14 protein-coding genes are annotated in these 21,097 nt (G+C 33.8%); 1 reads left to right on the top strand and 13 read right to left on the bottom strand.

Features of this window, described 5'->3' with window-relative positions; translation table 11 throughout:
• Positions 1–7 precede the first annotated feature (7 nt).
• Positions 8–625 carry a TlpA family protein disulfide reductase gene (locus ITJ86_RS11305; protein WP_195871750.1) on the top strand — a complete coding sequence of 206 codons (618 nt, stop codon included), beginning with the start codon at positions 8–10 and terminating at the stop codon, positions 623–625.
• Between the two features lie 67 nt (positions 626–692).
• Here the strand turns inward: ITJ86_RS11305 and ITJ86_RS11300 are convergent, their stop codons facing one another.
• The 13 genes from ITJ86_RS11300 to ITJ86_RS11240 form a co-directional block, all read right to left on the bottom strand.
• Positions 693–1,298 (bottom strand): class I SAM-dependent methyltransferase, encoded by a 606-nt coding sequence (locus ITJ86_RS11300; protein ID WP_195871749.1) that lies wholly within the window; start codon positions 1,296–1,298, stop codon positions 693–695.
• 6 nt (positions 1,299–1,304) lie between these two features.
• Positions 1,305–1,757, bottom strand: a complete 453-nt coding sequence (locus ITJ86_RS11295) for a methyltransferase family protein (protein ID WP_230080282.1) — start codon at positions 1,755–1,757, stop codon at positions 1,305–1,307.
• 13 nt (positions 1,758–1,770) lie between these two features.
• Complete coding sequence (locus ITJ86_RS11290; RefSeq protein ID WP_195871748.1) at positions 1,771–3,117, bottom strand: MBL fold metallo-hydrolase; 1,347 nt, start codon at positions 3,115–3,117, stop codon at positions 1,771–1,773.
• Between the two features lie 214 nt (positions 3,118–3,331).
• Complete coding sequence (locus tag ITJ86_RS11285; protein WP_195871747.1) at positions 3,332–4,057, bottom strand: peroxiredoxin; 726 nt, start codon at positions 4,055–4,057, stop codon at positions 3,332–3,334.
• 302 nt (positions 4,058–4,359) lie between these two features.
• A complete protein-coding gene (locus ITJ86_RS11280) occupies positions 4,360–4,551 on the bottom strand; it encodes a hypothetical protein (protein ID WP_195871746.1) in 192 nt (63 codons plus the stop codon).
• A 96-nt stretch (positions 4,552–4,647) separates the two neighbouring features.
• The gene (gene trxA, locus ITJ86_RS11275; RefSeq protein ID WP_195871745.1) at positions 4,648–4,941 is read right to left on the bottom strand and encodes a thioredoxin; all 294 of its coding nucleotides are present in this window, start codon (positions 4,939–4,941) and stop codon (positions 4,648–4,650) included.
• 14 nt (positions 4,942–4,955) lie between these two features.
• Positions 4,956–5,984 carry a Tll0287-like domain-containing protein gene (locus ITJ86_RS11270; RefSeq protein WP_195871744.1) on the bottom strand — a complete coding sequence of 343 codons (1,029 nt, stop codon included), beginning with the start codon at positions 5,982–5,984 and terminating at the stop codon, positions 4,956–4,958.
• Positions 5,985–6,058: 74 nt separating this feature from the next.
• Complete coding sequence (locus ITJ86_RS11265) at positions 6,059–6,841, bottom strand: 4'-phosphopantetheinyl transferase family protein (protein ID WP_195871743.1); 783 nt, start codon at positions 6,839–6,841, stop codon at positions 6,059–6,061.
• A complete protein-coding gene (locus ITJ86_RS11260; RefSeq protein WP_195871742.1) occupies positions 6,828–10,808 on the bottom strand; it encodes a non-ribosomal peptide synthetase in 3,981 nt (1,326 codons plus the stop codon). The genes ITJ86_RS11265 and ITJ86_RS11260 overlap by 14 nt, the downstream gene beginning before the upstream one ends.
• Positions 10,809–10,878: 70 nt before the next feature.
• Entirely contained in the window at positions 10,879–11,772 is an 894-nt protein-coding gene (locus tag ITJ86_RS11255) for a cupin-like domain-containing protein (protein ID WP_195871741.1), read from the bottom strand.
• 12 nt (positions 11,773–11,784) lie between these two features.
• Positions 11,785–18,444 (bottom strand): polyketide synthase, encoded by a 6,660-nt coding sequence (locus tag ITJ86_RS11250; RefSeq protein ID WP_195871740.1) that lies wholly within the window; start codon positions 18,442–18,444, stop codon positions 11,785–11,787.
• Positions 18,445–19,025: 581 nt separating this feature from the next.
• Positions 19,026–19,844, bottom strand: a complete 819-nt coding sequence (locus tag ITJ86_RS11245) for a type II CAAX prenyl endopeptidase Rce1 family protein (protein ID WP_195871739.1) — start codon at positions 19,842–19,844, stop codon at positions 19,026–19,028.
• A gap of 168 nt (positions 19,845–20,012) precedes the next feature.
• Positions 20,013–20,876: a cupin-like domain-containing protein gene (locus tag ITJ86_RS11240; RefSeq protein ID WP_195871738.1), complete on the bottom strand. Its 864-nt coding sequence runs from the start codon at positions 20,874–20,876 to the stop codon at positions 20,013–20,015.
• Between the last annotated feature and the right edge of the window lie 221 nt (positions 20,877–21,097).

The following is a 21,097-nucleotide window of genomic DNA, read 5'->3' as shown; positions in this document are numbered from 1 at the left end:
TAAAATTATGACTAAAGAAAAAAAGAATATAAAGAAATCGTGGATTAAAAATGGGATTTTCATTGCCGTTCTCGCCATACTTTACTTTACAGGTTTACATACCGAAGTTATTGGCTTTGTGCAACGTGGAGTGCTTGAAACGGGTTTGATGAATCCTGATGTGGAAGAATTGGCGATAGCACATCATAATAAAGATGAAAGCTATACGACTAACTCTATAAAGGCAGATTTCAACTTAAAACTTATGGATATTGAGGGGGATATAGTTTCGCTTGAAGATTTAAAAGGCAAAGTCATCTTTATGAATTTTTGGGCCACTTGGTGTCCACCTTGCGTTGCAGAAATGCCAAGTATTAATAAGTTACATAACGAAATAGGTGATGATGTTGCTTTTGTAATGCTTTCCTTTGACAAAGATTTTGAAAAAGCAAAAGCCTTTAATAAACGAAAAGGCTATGATTTCCCAACTTATAAGCTCGCAAGTAACCTTCCTGAAATGTTTGAATCCGCAGCATTACCAACCACCTTTATTATAGACGCTAAAGGAAATTTAGCCTTAACGCATAAAGGTATGGCAGATTATAACACTTCAAAATTCAAGGAATTTCTAAACAGTTTGAAGTAATGCTCAAACAAAAAAACCACATTGAGATTATTATTCAATGTGGTTTTTTTTTATCACTTTAATGACATTAAGTCTTTTTACCTACAAACCGTATGACATCGGCATCGCCTTTATGAAATTCACCTTCAGAAAGCGCTATCGTTTGTTCTTCTAAAACAGAAAACTCCAAACTCGTAAATTCTTCCTTTATCTCTTCAAGAGAAAACAACATATTTTCATTTTTAGGACCACCAGAATTATGTTTTAATTGCGATTTTGCAAAGCCCTCAAATATGAGTATTCCGCCTTTTTTTAAAAAACTTAAAATGTGTTGGTGTGCTTGTTTTCGGATGTCTGTTGGAAAATGAACATAGCATAAACCAATGGCATCAAATTGCGTAGGACTTTGATATTCTAGAACGCCTTCAACTTTATAATCTATAGAAACATGGTTTTGCTCCGATAATAGCATCGCCTTATCTTTTCCTTTCTCACTAATATCAAAAGCTGAAACTGTCCAGCCTTGTATTGCTGCATACACCGCATTACGACCTTCACCTTCAGCAGGTAAAAGTAAGGTTCCTGCTTGTAAGTGGTCTAATTGTTCTTTAAAAAATGTGTTGGGCTCTGTACCGTAAATAAACGCTTCGTTACCAAAACGGTCGTCCCAAAATTCTGCTGGATTACTCTTCATAATATATTAAATAAATCGTCTCGTTTTTGTTTTATAGGTTGAATATTCAGGAAATGTGTTCATTAAAAGTTGTTCTTCATAAATAGACTTAAAATAAAATAGGAACCCTAAGGCTAGGAAGATTATAAACTTAAATACTGAGGCTTCATACACTGCATAGCCTAATGTGATTGCTAAAATACTCGTATAAATAGGATGTCTGGCGATAGCATAAGTGCCATTGGTAAGCAATTTTGCACCTGAAATTGGCGTCGGAAATGGTGATAATTTTGTGTTTATCTGTAACAAAGCTATACCTCCAAATATGAATCCCAAAACAGCCACAATTAAACCTAAATATCTTAGCCATTCCGAAAGGTCTATGGCTATTATTTGTATTGGAGCTACATATACCACAAAAAGCAAAACCTGAATAATAACAAATATATAGTCTTTTTTTGTTGGCTTTCCTGCTATCAATTGCTATCGTTTTTTAATCCTGAAATTTCTTAACTGAATCACTTAAATCAAACACATCAACTTTGCCTGTAATATTTGAAACAATACTACTTCCGGCTGCGCTTCTGTATCCTCCAGCACAATGCACTACGATAGGTTTCTCTGTAGGAATTTTACTTTTAGCATCTCTTAACTGATGAAGTGGAATGGCCAAAGCATCCTCAAAAATTTTCCCTTCATTGACTTCACTTTTATTTCTGACATCAATTATGGTATACTTATTTTTATGATTTTCAAAACCCTTTAAATCAAGAACTTCAGATGCATCATAATTCGATTGACCTAAAGTTAGTAACCCGATTAATTGTTTTTCGTAACCAATCTTAGCAATACGATACAGCATTTTATCACGATCTTCGATAGAATTGATTATTAAATAAAAAGTTTCATTTGGTTTTACAATAGAGCCTAACCAGGTTTCAAACTTATCATCTTCGGTTTCGGCAATAATATTAATACTATTGGGAATGTGGTTGTTTTTAAAATCGTCTTTGCTTCGCGTATCAACAATTAAAGCTTCCATATTTTTGAAATCAGTCACTTTAAAATGAAACGTTGGTATAGCCACACATAAATCAAGTTTTTCGGCACCTTCTTTATTAATATCTACATTAAATCCAAAATAAGATGGAATAAATGGCTGATCTTTTAAAATATGAGCCACAAATTGATCTTCGGTTAAACTTTTAAACGCCCAATTTTCTTTGCGTTCTTTTCCTAACGTACTGGACTTATCTGTGCTCATGTTTTTTCCACATAAAGAACCTGCGCCATGTGCTGGATATACAACTGTACTGTCCGGTAAATGATTGAATTTATGCGTCATGGTGTGGTACATGCTTTTTGCTAATTCTTCTCGTTTAGCTTTCATGTCACCCGCTTTTTCTCTTAAATCTGGTCGACCAACATCGCCAATAAACAAGGTGTCTCCAGAAAACATCGCGTGATTATTATCTTCATCTACTGCTATAATAGTAATACTATCAGGTGAATGGCCTGGCGAATTAATTGCGGAACATGTAATCTTTCCTATTTTAACGGTATCTCCATCATCAAAAGTTGTATGAGGATAATCTGCGCCAACCAATTTGCTAACGAAGATTTTAGCGCCAGTTTCTTCATGAATTTGTAAGTGACTACTAATAAAATCAGCATGTGGATGCGTTTCAAAAACCGCAACAATTTTTGCGTTGTGTTTTTCTGCTAATTGGTAGTATGGTTTTGGATCTCTAGAAGGATCTACAACAGCCATTTCATTATCACTTATAATCGCATAAGAATAATGTGCTAAAGGCTTGTCTTCGAATTGTATGATGCTCATGGTTTTCTTTTTTTGGATAGTCTATAAGATAAAAAAAAGCAATTTAATCCTTGATTTTATGCTCTAATTTTAACAGTATTTTAGAGGTCTTTTTTTATTCTCACCTAAGTATTATTTTGCTTAAAAAACCGCTTAAAAGTTGATAAAGATTGTAACAAACTAATGTTCTATCAACTTTTAAGCAGCATGTTAATTTCTGTAAGCCTGAATGAAATTATTTTTTAAGAATTTCTTTCAGTACTACATCTTTATCTAATTTTTTAGTACAGAAAAACCAATCTTTACAATCTAACTCTTCAGTATCTGTCATTCGTTCTTCAGCGACACCACAAGATCCGGCTGGTGATACAATAACATCATCACCAGGATTCCAATCAGCAGGTGTTGCCACATTAAATTTATCTGAAGTTTGCATGGCGATTAACGCTCTATATAACTCATCAAAGTTTCGACCTAAGCTTAATGGATAATAAATAATAGCTCTGACCGTTTCGTTTGGATCTACAAAAAATACCGCTCTAACGGCTTGTGTTTTACTTTCTCCAGGTTGAATCATTCCATATTTCTTAGCCACTTCCATGGAAATATCCTCAATTAAAGGAAACTTAACTTCTATGTTTTTCATGCCGTTAAATTCTATTTTATCCTTAATAGTTCTTAACCATGCGATATGACTGTAAAGACCATCGATTGATAAACCTATGAGGCTACAATTTGCCTTTTCAAATTTTTCTTCTAAATGAGCAAAGGTCATAAACTCTGATGTACATACTGGAGTAAAATCCGCAGGATGACTAAATAGTATAGACCATTTTCCTTTATAATCTGAAGGGTAATTAATATCTCCTTGTGTAGTTACGGCTTTAAATTCTGGCGCTTTATCTCCAATTCTTGGCATTGAAAATGTTTGCTCTTCTCTTATTATTTCATTTGTGTTCATAATTACAGGTATTTATTTTGTTTATATCAAATATACAGTACAATAGAATTTAACTATGTAACTAAAGTTACCATCACCTGTTGTTAGATTAAAAACTTAGACTCAATATGAGACAGAATTGCAACGACTATATAATATGTTTTCGATCTAAACAAACTGATTTCAAGTCATTTTAACTACAGATTATGTAAACAATTTTTCAGTAGCTTTTCAGTTTAAATAAAATTGAAGTATAAAAAAAGAGGGTAGCTTAACATACGCTACCCTCTTAAAATTTATATTGAGTTTTTAAATTAATATTCTCAATTATCTGTGTAATCATCGTCACGTATGTCGTTTAATACATCTACAGTATCAGAAGCTTCTTTAGATTTCCCACTCATCATCATATTAACGACTACTCCAACTAAAGCTAGACATACTACTGCAAAAATTGCGATCATTACAACACCATTATTCCAATTATTAACTAACATAAATACTGTTTTAACCATAGCTATCTATTTAATTCAACACTATAAAATTACATTAAGATTTTAAAATGGAATATGATAATTATCATTAAATACACTGAATTCTCAAACATTCAATTAATGTGAATTAATCACATTTATAATATCATTTTTTTGAAGGACACCAGACTGTCTCCAAACTTGTTTTCCGTTTTTAAATAACAACATGGTTGGCACACCTCTAACCTGATATTTTGATGCTAAAGTTTGATTCTTATCGACATCAATTTTAATAATTGTTATGCCATCTCCTAGATCTGCTTTTACGTCTTTTAAAATTGGACTCAACATTTTACAAGGACCACACCAATCCGCAAAAAAATCGACTAAAACGGGTTGATCTTGATTTATTATTTCTGAAAATTTGCTCATACCTGACTTGAATTTTATTTATCAAAAGTAACACTCCAAATGCCTCTAACTTCATTAATATCATAACCAATAGCTTTATCCATTGGATATAAATTCTTAATTCTTGCTAAAGTTGAAGCTTCTATTGTTTTATTAAGTTTTCCGTGACATTGTAGACACATATTATTAGTCGTAATTGGATAATATACTTTCACTTTATCATCCATTTCTTTTACTAGCGGTTTAGATTCTTCGCTGTTTGCGATAACTTGCTTAAAGTTGTTTATATATTCTAATTCTTCTGTATTAGCTTTATTATTTGGGTTTCTTGGTTTATCGGTTACACGTTTAATAGTCGCGTTATGCACCACAGCCATACTATCGGTTAATGGATAAGCTTGTACATTACAAAAATCTAAAGCTTCCAAAGTTCCTTTTTTCTGAATAGTTCCCATTAAGTTTTTTCCTAAAACCGCTTTTGTTGTTAAGGCATATTTTAAACCTCGCTCTCCATAAGGTAAGTCTTCAAAATTTGTTTGAGCTTGTTGTTGGTTTTTGCCTTTCCCTTGGCCATTACCATTGCCCATTCCTTTTCCTTTTCCTTTTCCTTTTCCTTTTCCTCTTTCTTCATTATAATGATTTTCAAACCATTCTGGTTGATCTATTTCAAAATCAAACATATACTCAGAAATTTGCGCAATGGTTTCTTCTGGAAAATATTGTTTAGGCATCACACCATATTGTCGTACTGCACCAGGCATTTTTGCATCTTCTTCATTTGGGTTTTTAATCCAAGCTTGCATGGCCTCTGTAAATTCTGCTTTGGTAGTTTCACTATTTATATAATGCCTTTTAATGGCAATCATTGGTGGCCCTATTCTATCATCATGACCAGCAGTTGCGCTATGACATAGGTAGCAATTAGTCTCCATTAATTTTTTGCCTGGATGGTCTTTAGAAATGGTTTCCTTATTCGCTTTACCGTAAGGATTGTTTTCTTTTTTTCCAGAATTACAACTCATTAAAAACGCAGTCAAAACAAGTAGCCCTATGATATTTTTCATTTCAATAAAATTTAAATAAAAATACAAAGGATTAATAACAGATAGCGTAACTAATGTTACAATACACTAGTCAATTAAAATAAAGACTCTAGTTTTTCGGCACTTGATATAGGCTGAAAAACTATTTGTTTTAAATCAACATCAACACCTTTAAACGCAATAGACCCAATGTAACTCGTTGTTATATTGAAGCTATAAACATTTATTTTATTAAAGTTATTTACTAATGATGCAGACACTGTATGGGAACCATCCTTAACCGGTATTTTAAAAAAATCATCATCAATACCTTGCCCAGTGGCTTTTACAATGGCTTCTTTTCTTGTCCATAATTTGTAAAAATCATGCCTTTCATCTTCAGAATCATTTATAAAATTTATTTCTTCTGTACTAAAAACTGTTGGTAGGATTTCTTCGTATTCAAATTGAGGATTTATATACTCAATATCCACACCTAATTCACAAGGACCAATTGCAATTAGGGCATATTCACCAGCGTGCGATACGTTAAAAAACAGTGATTTATCTGAAGGAAAATACGGCTTATGGTTATCATTTTTTTCAAAATACACTTGCGAAACCTTTAAGCCTTTTAGCTGCGCAATAATTATTTTAAGAATGCTTCTACAGATTACAAATCTTTTAAAATCTTTTAACTGATGATATCTGTGAGCTCTTTCTACTTCAAGTGGGGTTAATGTTTTTAATAATACTTCGACAACTCCATAATACTTAGATAATTCAATTTTAAATAATTTAATATCTGAATCGACACTAATTTCTTCGTCTATTTGACTATCAAAGGTTTCAGAAGTTTTACTAAAAATAATACATTTAGAATTATCACTCGCCGTCATCTAACACGCTTTCTAATAGTTTACTCACCTCTTCAACTGCAGGCGAGAGAAACATTTCTGAATGATTTCCAGGAATCATATGCTTACGAATTCCACCCTTCGCAATTTTTTCCCAACCCAAATTCTTATAATCATGAGCAAAATAAATATCTTCAGTTGATCTAAACAAATCTACTTGTATATCCTGTGGAATTAAGTTATAACTTTTAAAGGCCACGGCGTGCATCTCATCAATCTTAGAGGTGCGATTAAATTGTAATTGGTATTGTTTTTCTCTTCCGTATTTTAATCTTAAATATAAACCTGAAAAACTAATTTTAAGTAAATCAACCCTACGTTTAAAATTCTTAACACTACTAAACATGTTAAAGAGCATGAAAAAAAGTTGCCCCATATCATAAAGGCGAGCAATTCTACGTTTTGCGGTAGGATTTAAATATGAATAATGAGGATAAGCATAACTATCAAAAAGTGCAACATTTTTCACTTCTTTTCCTTCTGCCCTTAATTGTTTTGCCATTTCAAAAGCCACAATACCTCCAAACGAAAATCCACCTAACGCATAAGGTCCATCAGGATTTACAGACTTAATTTCTGATATGTAATGAGATGCCATCGCTTCTACAGAATCATGAGGTTCAATATCACCACTAAGACCTTTAGCTTGCAAGGCATAAACAGGATGTTTATCACCTAATAATTCTGACAAATTTTTAAAGACCAATACATTATGATTTGCTCCGTGAACAATAAATATTGGCATTTTATGACCATTAGTTTTTAAAGGCACTAACGAATCCCATGTAATGTATTTCTTGTCCAAATAGGCTGCCAATTTCTTAATTGTTGGTTGCTCCAGTAATGCCGCAAGTGGTAATCTATTTCCTGTCTCTTTTTCTAACCGAGTCATAACTTTGACTGCGATAAGAGAATGACCTCCCAACTCAAAAAAGTTACTATCAACATCAATTTTATCAATTCCAAGAGATTCTTGCCAAATTGCGGCAACAAGTTGCTCTGAATCACTTTGAGCAAAAGTTAAAGTTGATTTCTGCGAATTTATTGATGCTGAAGCGGTTAAACTTTTACGATCTATTTTCCCATTTAAAGTCGTAGGGAATTTATCTAAAGTAATCATTTCCTGAGGTACCATATATAATGGAAGTCGTTCTTTTAGATACGCCTTCCAATTTTGTTCTAGGGCCTGAGCGTCATTTTTTAAATTATTAGTAATGACAAATGCTTTTAAACGATCTTTATCTATTAATACTACAGAAGATTCTATCCCATCTATTGTATTTATAGCCTCTTCTATTTCTCCTAGCTCTATACGGTGCCCACGAATTTTAACTTGTTGATCAATTCGACCTAAACATTGAACTTCTCCAGTAGGCAACAGTTTACCCAAATCTCCTGTTCTATAAACACATGCGTTTTCGTCTTTATTAAAGGTACTTTTTAGAAATTTTTCCGCTGTTAAGTCCGGACGCTTCCAATATCCCTTTGCAACACCATCTCCGGCTATGCACAATTCTCCAATCTTACCGGGAGCTACTAATGCACCGTTTTCATCAAGTATGTATAATTGCGTATTTGCGATAGGATGTCCAATAGTTATTAACTCATCCTCTGGCATAATTTGTTTAACAGCAGACCATATAGTCGTTTCGGTAGGGCCATACATATTCCAAACCTCATCAACTCTTTTTAATAATTTAGTTGCTAAACTCAGTGGTAGTGCCTCACCTCCACAAAGTGCTTTTAGTGGTAAGCGATTTTGCCAACCTGCATCAAGCAACATCTGCCAAGTTGTTGGTGTTGCTTGCAACATTGTTATACGTTCTTCTTTAAGAACATCTAACATTAAACGCGGATCTTTTGCGACCTCATCACTTGCAATAATCAAGGTTGCTCCTTTTAATAAGGGCAAGAATAACTCGAGTCCAGCAATATCAAAAGAAATCGTTGTTATAGACAAAAATCTATCTGTTTCTTTTATACCTGGCTCTTTTAACATACCGTATAAAAAATTAACCAGATTTTTGTGTGTTACTTGAACACCTTTTGGTTTACCTGTTGAGCCAGAAGTATAAAGCAAATAGACCATATCTTCTAAATCTATTGAAATGTTCAATGGAGATAAAGGATATTTTGATAAGTCTAAAAATAGATCTTCCAATATTAGCATCTTCGGAATTGACTCTGATGATATCGTGAATTCTTTAGATGAAATTAATGCTTCAGCTTTTGAATCTTCGATCATAAAATCTAATCGCTGCTGAGGATAACTCGGATCCAAAGGTAAATAAGCAGCACCACACTGCATCACAGCAAGTAAGCTCACCACAAGTTCTATTGATCGTGGTAAAGCCACAGCCACTACATCACCTGGATTTATACCTTCTTCTTTTAAACGATATGCTAATTGATGAATCTGCTTGTCTAAATTTTCATAAGACATTTCCGAATCACCAAATTTTAGTGCCGTATTTAAAGGAGACGTTTTTGCTTGTTGTGAAATAAGCTCATATAAAGGCAACTGAGGGTAAGTAGCACTCGTATTATTTAAATTGTTATAATCTGAATCGTCTATTTTTACAATGTCACCTATTTTAACTTCTGGATTAGCTACTATCGTTTGAATTATCTCTTCAAAAGAAATCATCATTTGCTGAATAGTTTCAGGCTTAAAGAGATTTGAGTTATAGGACCACTCCAAAATGAATTCATCTTCCGATCCAGTAGCATTTAAAAAAATTTCAAAAGTTTCGTATGTTCTAGGATTACTTTTGAGTTTATAAGTTAAGTCCGTAAAAAATACGTCATCCGACATCCCTAAGTCAATATTAAAAACGACAGGAACAAGAGGTATTCTTGAAGGATCTCTTGTAATAGGAAGCTTTTGAAGTAATTGGCCAAAACTTAATTGTTGATGATCATAGGCGTCGAAAAACTCTGATTTCCGGACTTTTAAATACTCAACGAAACTACTATTTGTATTAATTTTACTACGTAAAGGCAACAAATTAACACAATGCCCTACCAAATGAGACTTGCCACTTGCCGATTGCCCTGCAGAAGGTAGTCCAACAACTAAATCACTACTACCAGTTAACTTAAATAACAGAACTTCAAAAGCTACCATTAGCGTACTAACAAAGCTGGATCCCGCTTTTAAACCTGTTTTTTTTAAAGCATCTAATAAGTCATTATCAATAGGAAAATCAAGACGTTCACTTTTAAATGTTCTTAATTGAGGCCTTGGAAAATCAGTAGGTAAATCTAATTGAGGAATAGACGACTCATAATGTTCTAACCAAAAATTTTCGGTTGTTTTATACGCTTCACTTTTTAAAAATTTCTGTTGATCATCTGCGAATGTCACAAAGCTTTCTGGTGATGGTAAAGATGCCAATTTATTTTGTACACGCGCAGAATAGAGACCTCCTAGATCCTGCAACATGATACCCATTGACCAACCATCACATATAATATGGTGAGCGGTGATAATCAACTGGTGCTTCAATTCACTAATTTTGATTAAACCAACTTTTAGTAATGGGCCTTTTACCAAATCAAAAGACACATTAGCGTCTTTTAGTAAGTAATCTGCTATTTTTTCATCTTTTTTAGAATCCGTAAGAGCTGAAATATCCTCATAATTAATAAGTATTGGAACATCTTTAAAAATACTCATAAAACGCCCATCAGTACTAAAAACAGCACGAAGTGATTCATGACGCTGAACCAATTTCTTTATTGCATATTCTATAGCTTCTTTATTTAATTCTCCTTCTAAAATTAGAGAAACAGATTCGTTATATGCACTATTAGCACCACTTCCTCCCAACTTACAAGCAATCCATATTTCTGCTTGAGATGGAGTTGTATAATTTACTTTTTCCAACTCTGGCCCTGCGAAAGGATCAAAATGATTGGTTGTATTCAATAATGTAGATTGATTCATCAATGTAAATTTGAAAATTAAGGCGCTCGCTATCTATTAAATTTTACAGGTATCTTACTATGTATGTTTTTTAAGAGTTCTTATATTTCGATTTATTCGCTCCTAAAATACTCCCTACTACAGAAAGATAAATATTTGACATTTTAGCAATTATCGAACTCCTTTTAGCAACTGCTGTATTGGCTTCATTTTTAAATCGTTTCCAATTTGATGCATTCAATGAATCCTGTGCAACAGAAAGGGTTATTGTTAACGAATGTGCAGTATGCCACCAACCATTAGGAATAAATAATGTTTCTCCGGGGCCTACAGTAAAGGTCACTGGAGTGATATTAGCACAAAGTGGATATTTTTCTAAATCGACGTTCTTAATATCGGGAACCTCCGAAACCCAAGTATTATTTTCCTTAGGATAAACATATGGTGTTTGATCTGGTGGAATTACTGTAAATTCCTTTTTCCCATATAATTGAGTAATAAAAGCATGTAACCCCATATAATCATAATGCACATAAGGGAATTGACCTCCAGGACTACCAAGGAAAATTTCATAGGTGTCTGCTCCTGCTGTAAATGGTTTTATAAGCGTATTATGACTCCAATCTGGCATTGCAAATTTAAATCTTGGTGATATATCCGGCAGTAATTCAGGGTACTCTCTATCTATTTGAAGTTTGCAAGGATAAGGCGCTGGATTATCAATAGTAGACCGCTCCATAAGTTCTATAAATTCGTCTAGTCGATACTCTTGGTCTTGGACTTTGACCTTTCGACTCCCATATTCTGATTTGAAAAAATCTGGAGTAAACTTATCTTTTGCTGCCCAGCCATCACAGGCATCGCCTATAACTACCGGAACACCTGCAAACAAATGATCCTTGGCAAACTCATCATAGGTCATACCATATTTTTTCTCTACAGAGAACGTTCCATTGTTAACTAATTCAATAATTTTTGTCGCCATAAGACATATTTTTTATAAATCTATTTTTACGAATTTCCCTTCTTCTTTGGTATCCGCTATAAACCAAGCTGGATTTCCTAGTTCGTCCATTCCTAAACGTGCACCTTCTACAGGTGGCTTATTTAATGCTTCAGCACTAGATCCATTAGTAATTGGACTTATATTATCTTTTTCTGGTTTTAAAATATCCGCAGCGATGAGTTCATCAACACTAGTTATAAAAGCTTGTTTTAACTTATTAATATCTTCACTTTTAAAAGCTGTAGTCATAAAACAAGGGAAACCATCCCATATATGGATACCTTTTTCTCTAACCAAAACAAAAAGCAATTCTGAATACGGTATTTCTTCTAAAAATTTTAGTCGCCATAATGACCCAAAATATTTTATTTCCATAGGTAACCCACGCTTTGCAAACTCTCCATTAAGATCCTTTGCAAAGTTTTCAGTGATACTATTAAGATTTTTTTGAAGCGATTCACCTAACTCTTTCATGTGAATTAATGATGCTTTAGCAGCAGCAAGCGCAAGTGGATGGCGAACAAACGTACCCGCAAAGTAAGTAACACCTGCTTCTGGGTATGAAGCGTCTCCATATTGCCAAAACCCACCATCTAGTGCATCCATACAATTTTTAGTTCCCATAATGGCTCCAATGGAAATACCTCCACCTATTACCTTTCCATATGTCGCAATATCGGCCTTGATACCAAACAAAGCTTGTGCACCACCTGGATGCATACGGAAACCTGTGATAACTTCATCAAAAATAAGTACAGTTTCTGAAGCTTTCGTTATCTCTCTAACTTCCTTAAGAAATTCAACAGGCTGAAATTCAGGTCTACGACTTTGTACGGGTTCTACGATAACAGCTGCAAGTTCATGCGAACGCTTACGGATAATTTCTAAACTTTCATCTGTACCATACTCTAAAATTAATACATTTTGTACCGATGGAGAAAGGATACCAGCTGCGGCTGGAAATGTTTTAAGACTTTTTGAACCTCTTACAAGAGCTTCATCATTTATACCATGATAAGCTCCAGAAAATGCAACCACAAGTGAACGTCCAGTTACAGTTCTTGCAATACGCATAGATCCTAAAACAGCTTCTGAACCTGTATTACATAAAGCAGCACGGTCATGTCCTGTAAACTCACAAAGCAACTCGCATACTTCACCTGCTAATGGATGCTGAGGACCTACCTCATATCCACTCTCTATTTGTTCATGTAAAACTTTTGTTATAAAATCTGGTTGATGCCCAAATAAACACGAGCCAAACCCATTTAAAGCATCAATATATTCGTTACCGTCTATATCCCAAAGGCGATTCCCAGAGGACTTATCAACCACTAAAGGGTAAATCAAATCTTTAGTCAATGGCTTAAAACCAGATACGACTCTTGGATCAGCCATATAAGCTCGATGCTTTTGAGAATAAGCTTTACTACTACCCGTTTTTTTGTTATATCTTTTTATAAGTTCATCTAAAAATGACTGCTGATTTAAATCTAATTCCGTTGCTTGTCGATCAATCTTTGGGGAAGCTCCAAAGGGTTTTTTATGTTCCTTAATTTCTTCTTCAGAGCGCGTTTCAACTGTAGAATTAATTGTTGGCTTAACTTCTGCTTTCGAGGATTGTGGAACTACTGTGGATTGCGGAACTGTTTCTGATGCCGAAGTTGAAGCTACATTATTTCCTTTTAACAATTCCAATTGCTTTCCTAATAGTTGCAACTGTTGCGCTATGAGATCTATTGCAGAGCCATTATTACTATATGTAGCACTAGTATTAGAGGATTGAACTGGTGCCGGAACTTGAGTGGCTACAGTATTCTGAACAGGTACGCTTACAGAATGAGTAACAGGCACAGGTGCATAAACATCTTTCGGTAAAATCTGGTCTAAATGTTCTGCTAATAAACTTGGCGTCCCTAATTCGTCATTTAACTGACGAAAGGTTATCGGTGTTTTAAACTCATTTTTACATGTGATAGACATTTGCGTTAGAACGAGAGAATCAAGTCCAAGCTCAAGGAAACTATAATCGTGTTCAGACGATTCCAGTTCTATTCCAGACGTATCCATAATGATATCTGAAATTTTTTCTAAAAGCGTCGTTTTTCTGTTAGGTTGTATAGCAGTATTCATTTGAGTTTGAGATTGAATAGGTTCATTATTATTTGATTCGGTTAATCTAATAGTAGTATTAGTAACTACTTCTGTTAGTGGTGGATCTACCCAACAGTGCTTGCGGTCAAATACATAAGCTGGAAGCCATACCTTTTGCCTAGATTGACCTTTATAAAAGGCTTGCCAATTAGGCTCTATACCTTTTAGCCATAGTTGACCTAATGCAGATAATACAGTATGATAGGAATTTTCATGTTCACCAGGAGCAACTAAACTTGAAATAGAGCTTGCCGATTTTGGCCTCTTTTTTTGTTGTGACAAAGTGGTTAATGCACGACCAGGACCAACTTCCAATAAAACAATATCTTCCAGCCCAAGTGCTGTTTCCATGGCATCTGAAAAGCGAACAGTTGCACGCAAATGATCTGTCCAGTATTTTGGGTCTGTAGCATCAGAATCACTCATCCATGTTCCTGTTACTGTAGAAATAATAGGTATTCTAGGAATATTTAAGGTTACTTTATTGATTTCAGTCTCAAATTCCTTCAAAACAGGATCCATCATTGTGGAATGAAACGCATGGCTGGTTAATAGTAATCTATTTGGTATTTCCTTTTCATCTAAAATTTTTGCAAATGCATTAATAGATTCGTCTTCACCAGAAACCACAGCTAATTTATCTGAGTTAACGGCAGCAATACATAAACCTTCTGGCAGTATTTCAGATAGACTCTTGTAGGTTGATCGAACAGATAACATACTACCTCCTGGAAGATTACTAACTAACTTACCTCGAATAGCAACTAAAAGTAAAGCATCCTTTAAATTGAATATACCCGCTAAATGTGCCGCAACAAATTCACCTATACTATGACCACAAAGTAAAGTTGGTTGCATTCCCCAACTCATCCAAAGTTGAGACAAGGCATATTCTACAACAAATAATGCTGGTTGGGTATATTGCGTATCCTTTAATCGATTTTCAGCCTCTTGTGAATTAGTTTTAGGATAAATAATATGTCTAATATCATAATTATAGGCGTCTTGTAATATTTGAGCGCATTGATCTACAGCTTCACTGAACACTGGTTCATGTTCATAGAGTGCCTTTCCCATTTGTAAATATTGTGCACCTTGTCCTGGAAAAAGAAATGCAAAATTGCTTGGTACAGCTCTTAAGCCTGAAGATTTAATAGAAGCTGATTCATTTGCTAATAGTTGCTCAATAGCATTTTCTGAATTATTTGCTAAAACAAAACTACGTTTGCCAAAAGTGTCTCGAGTGGTACTAAGTGAGTAGGCTATATCTGTTAATTTTACTTCTGTAGCAGACTTTATATACTTACCCAACGCTTTTTTATATCCGTCAAGACTATTTTCAGATTTTGCAGACCAGGTTAAAATTTGTAACGGCTTACCGTCACTAGTCGCTATAGGTTTTGTTTCATATTCTTCAACTACAACATGTACATTGGTACCACCTACTCCAAAAGAACTGATGCCCGCACGTCGTTTCCCTTCACAATTCCAATCAGAGAATGTATTATTTACATAGAATGGGCTATTTTCAAAATCAATAGCTGGATTCGCTTCAACATAACCTAAAGATGCTGGAATTTTTTGATTTTTTAATGCCAATATCGTTTTTATGACTCCGACGACTCCTGCTGCACCAGTAAGATGTCCCATATTACTTTTAATAGAACCTACTGCACAATAATTCTTTTTCGACTGCTCCCCAAATGCATCATGAAGCCCCTCCATCTCTATTGGGTCACCTATTGGAGTTGCCGTACCATGAGCTTCTATATAACTAATTTCAGAAGGTAATACATTGGCATCATCGAGAGCTCTAGATATAGCGCCAGATTGCCCTTCTACACTTGGTGCTGTAAAACTACCCTTTCCACCACCATCGTTATTTATACCTACGCCCTTAATAACTCCGTGTATTTGATCCCCGTCATTTATTGCAGACTCCAAGCTTTTTAGAAGAATTACACCACAACCATCACTAAAAATAGTTCCTTTTCCGTCTTTATCAAATGGACGACAACGACCATCTGGACTTAACATAGAGCCCTCTTGATAGAGGTGCCCACTGTAAATTGGAGTTGTTACACTAGAACCACCAGCTATAGCCACATCACACTGACCACTTCGTATAGCTTCAGTAGCTTGTGCAATAGCTAGAAGTGATGTAGAACAAGCAGAATGAACACTAACCGCTGGACCTTTTAAGTTTAAGTGATAGGCTGTTCTTGTAGAAATATAATCTTTTTCATTTAATGTACTCGCTTGAAAATCTCCTACTTGATTTAGAAGCTCTTTATTGGGTAATACATTGTTTTTATAATATGTATTCATTCCCGTACCTGCATAAACACCAACAGTTCCTTCATAATGCTTTGGGAGATAACCAGATTGTTCTAGGACTTCCCAGGCTATTTCTAAAAATAGACGTTGTTGTGGATCCATTACTGAAGCAACCTTTGGGTTTAAGCCAAAGAATGCAGGATCAAATTCTTGAGCAGAACGGACAATACCTCGCGCTTTAACATAAAGAGGGTCGTTACGTAAAGCTTCGGAAATTGTAGCATCTAATTCTTCTGAAGAAAAAAATGAAGTTGTTTCCCTTCCTTCTTTGAGAACTTCCCATAATTCTTGAATAGTATCTGCCCCTGGAAATCGACCTGCCATACCAATTACTGCAACATCTCTAGAGCCATTAGATTTATGATCTCTTTTAGTAGATTTTTTAGTCTTAACTTTTTTCTTAGGCTCTAAATAATTAGAGATTTCAGCAATCCTAGGGAACTGATATAATTTAGTTACAGGTAATTTATAGCCATAATTTTTTAATAGCAAAGCTGTTACCTTTTGCGCTAATAATGATGTTCCTCCTAATTCAAAAAAGTTGTCATCAATCCCAATTTTAGGCATTAACAATAACTCGGTCCAAACTTTAGCTATGTTTTTTTGAATATTTGTAATTGCTGCTTTAAATGGTGGTGCTGAATCTGGTCTACTATATTGCGGTGCTGGTAATTTTTTCTTGTCAATTTTACCACTTGAAGTTCGCGGAAAATCTTCAACAGCAACAAAATATGAAGGCATCATGTATTCTGGCAACAAATCCGAAACTTGCTGGCGAACATCGGCCATATCAAAACTGTTTTGATTGGGTTGTATATATGCTACTAGTTGCGTTTGCCCTCCCAAATGATTTGAAGCTATTACAACAGTTTGAACAATACCAATTATTGAATTAATTGCTAATTCGATTTCGGCCAATTCAATTCTATGCCCACTAATTTTAACTTGATCATCTTGACGACCAAGAAACTCTATAGTCCCATTGGGTAAATATTTGGCAATATCACCAGTTTTATAAATCCGTTTATATGTGCCTTCTGGAGATTTCCAATTAACAAATTTTTCTTCTGTTAATATTTTATTGTTCAAATATCCTTCAGCCAAGCAATCACCAGCAATACAAAGTTCACCGAGAGTTCCATCTGGCACAACTTCCTGTTTATCATTAAGAATAAATATTGAGGTATTGCTAATAGGTTTACCAATGGTTGGTAATGCTGGCCAATTAGAAGGTTCTCCTTCTAGTTTTAATTCTGTAACCACGTGGCATTCTGTAGGCCCGTATTGATTGAAGAGCACACAACCTCTAAGTTTAGTAAAAAAGTTACGAACTTGAGATGTAATTTTAAGTTGTTCGCCCGCAGTCATTATTTCTTTAAGGGATGTAGGATAAACCTCCATGCTTAAAGCTGCTTCTGCTAAAGCTTGCAATGCTACAAATGGTAAAAACAACCTATTAACTTGCTGCTTCTCTATATAATTTAAGAGCGCAACCATATCTAACCTTAAGACATCATCAATTAAAACAAGGGTACCTCCATTACTTAATGTAGCCATGATTTCTTGAAATGAAACATCAAAACTTAATGGCGCAAATTGTAAAGTACGTGTACCTATATTACATGTTGAATTTTCGTTTTGCCAATTAATAAGATTAACCATGGCTTTTTCACTCATACAAACACCTTTAGGTTCGCCTGTAGAACCGGAAGTATACAATATATAAGTCGCTGTATTTATAGAGCTTGACTCAGTTACCCCATTATCAATGGATTGTTTAAGTCCATTAGTTAATGGTTTAAGTCCCATTGCTATAACATTACTTTCATCCTTCTTTGTTGTTAAACAAAATGAAAGTTTTGAATTAGAAATAATGCCTTCAAGTCTTTTTTTAGGATATCCAAAATCAATTGGAAGATATGCTTTAGAAGCTTTTAAAATTGCTAATACGAAAATTATTTGTTCTGTACACCGTGTTGTTGGTACACCAATAATACTCTCGTCTTTGGCATGATTTAAAATTAGGTTGTAAATTCTTGAGACTGCTTCCTCTGTTTGACTATAGGTGAGCTTATCTGTTTCTGTAATTATACAAAGATCATCTGGATAAGATTTTGCCGCCTTTTCAAAAAGTAGATAAACTTGACTATGTTCACTCATTTTATTCCAATTTAATAATCGTAAATATCAATATACTTAGATATACATTTGTATAATTTACAGTTTACTAAGTAATATAATATTTTAATAGTAACTACTATTTCATTAGTCTAAGTATCAGGGAAAAAGCCCAGACCGCAGTTAGTTAAATTTTGAGGGGAATTTTGACGAAATTTAAATAAATTTTTAAACCTAATTAACATAAATTAGATAAATCGTTTCTTTTGTCGTTCAAAATCAATAAAATCCATCAATATCAAAAACCTCTTGAGTTTTTGTTATTAAAACACCAAACATAAGTCAAGATATAGTCGCTTGCATAAATCAAATAGGTATAATAATTACCGTTCGTAAAACTAACAAAATCAATATCTAACATGATAAACGAACATATCGCTATTGGATAAGACTTAAATACTAAATTATTATAATTTTTAATTTATAAAATTCCTCCATTCCTTATTATATTAGAAATTAGTCAAAATCAATAATTATAAACCACTACAGAATTATAGTGTCCGTGATGTTTGAAATTAATGACTAAAATATTTTGGTCTAATTTGAAAATTTTATCATAATCATTAGTTCTTTGGAAACCAACCGCTCTGTATGAGTTCTTTCTTTTTGCTTGTTGTAATTAGAAACTCTAAACCCCATAATCCTAGCATAACTAGAAAATATATGACCGCAAAGGTAATGTATGTAGGAGCCCCTCCAGTTGTCGGCATTATTGGTAGTGACACGGCAGTATAGTTCACCATAGTCTGTAATAAAAGAACACAAAGACCACTTTTAGTATGTTTGTAAACAAAAGCACACATACCAGAAAGTCCCATAAAAAATAGGAACGCAGGTAAAATTGGGATTTCAGGAAATGTACCTTCTCCAAGAATTAATATGGGAATAAACCATAAGGTCCAAAACACAGCAATAATTTGACTTGCATAAAGTGGCTTCACGATTTTTGACAATTGCCGAATACAATAACTAACCCAAACCACTTCTCCAAGGAAAGCCCAAACAAAATTGGCAATATACCCTCTAAGGCTTGTTGTAATAAGAGTAAAAAACGTAGAATATTCGACGTCATAATAGAGCGCCTTTAATAATAAAGTTATAGTCGCTATGGTTGTAGGAAAAATTAAACACAAAAAAAACCACTTTGGATGCACTTTCCATTTTAGCATAGGCTTAAATAAATCTCTTATGCCTTCATTTCCTCTAGTATATTTTATTAAACAAATTAATATAAACAATAGTAGACAAAATCGACCTGTATTATACATAGAACGCGACATCAGATCGTGAATCCTAGCCTGAACAAAAATGATATTGGATAAGGGGCCAAGTACTAGAAAGATCCAAATCTCATATTTTTTTACAAAAGCTTTCAAATTCATTTAATTTATATTTTTTTATTGATATTTTTCGTAAAAATAATATTTTCAAGGTCTTATAAGAGCCAAACTCAAACCAAATAATATAAAGAATCGATTGGGCTTTAATCAAAAGACTATGTTTGTAAAACATATTTTTTCTATTATAAATGTGGTAAAATTATGATTCACTCAATTCACCAAAGCTTCCTTGACATTAAAAATTTTTCCCACAACCACTTTATAAATCTTAACCATCCAAGCTAGTTTAGGATAATGAATTTTTGTGTTTAAATATAGTTCATCCATAAAGAAATTCCAATTATATGAGTTTACATGAGAGATTGCAACGGTAAGATTAAAATCGTGCATATAAGTGGTATGCCACCAACCTGCAGGTATAAATAAGGTTTCACCAGGATTTAATGTCGTTTTTACAGCTTTTGCATTCTTGAATAATGGGAATTTGTCATAATCTGGATTCAAAATATTGACAGGGCTGTGATGGTGATGTCTTTTATCTGGATAAAAATAAGGGGTTTGGTCGGGTGAGTATAAGATAACATCTTTCTTTCCTATTATTTGAGTGATTTGAGAATGTACTCCGAGCCAATCGAAATGGACGGTTGGAAAGGAACATCCATATCCGCCAAAAAACAATTCATGTTGATTAGTATGTTTGGCGAAAAAATTACTTAACAGGCGACTGTTTAGTCTATTTGATTTTCCGTATAATATTTCTGGTAAATCCCCAAAGTTTTCAGGAAAATCACGAAGAGCGTCATAAGTATTTGGATAAGGAGCTTTATTTTCTGGTGTTGATGTTTGACATAAATCAATTATTTCTGATAATGAATAGGTTTTACCATCAATGGTTTTAGATAAGTGGTTGTAATTAGATTTCAAATAATCAATTGTAAACTTTTCTGATGATGTCCATTCGGCTTTATCAGTAATTACAACAGGTAATGACGTTTTTACATATTTATTATAAAATGCTTTTTGGGACAGCCCATTACATCTATCAATTTTGGATATATTAGCACGACTTTTCATTTTTTTTCTAACTTTTTAATTATAAAGACAAAAACTATTTAACCTTTTAACACAATCATTACCCTATTAACATCATTAATAAATAGGATAAGAGTTTTAAAATGAATCGCTACTAATCGTTATTGATTTGTTTCTGTGAAGGGGACTACTATCTTAAATAAAATCAGTAAAACTTAAGAAAGTTATAAATTCAAACATAGTCAATTATATTTAATTAAACT

This window comes from Winogradskyella marina, from assembly GCF_015645385.1.
Classification (GTDB): Bacteria; Bacteroidota; Bacteroidia; order Flavobacteriales; family Flavobacteriaceae; genus Winogradskyella; species Winogradskyella marina.
Note: the sequence above shows the minus strand (reverse complement) of the source record. Positions and strands in the feature narration are given on the sequence as shown.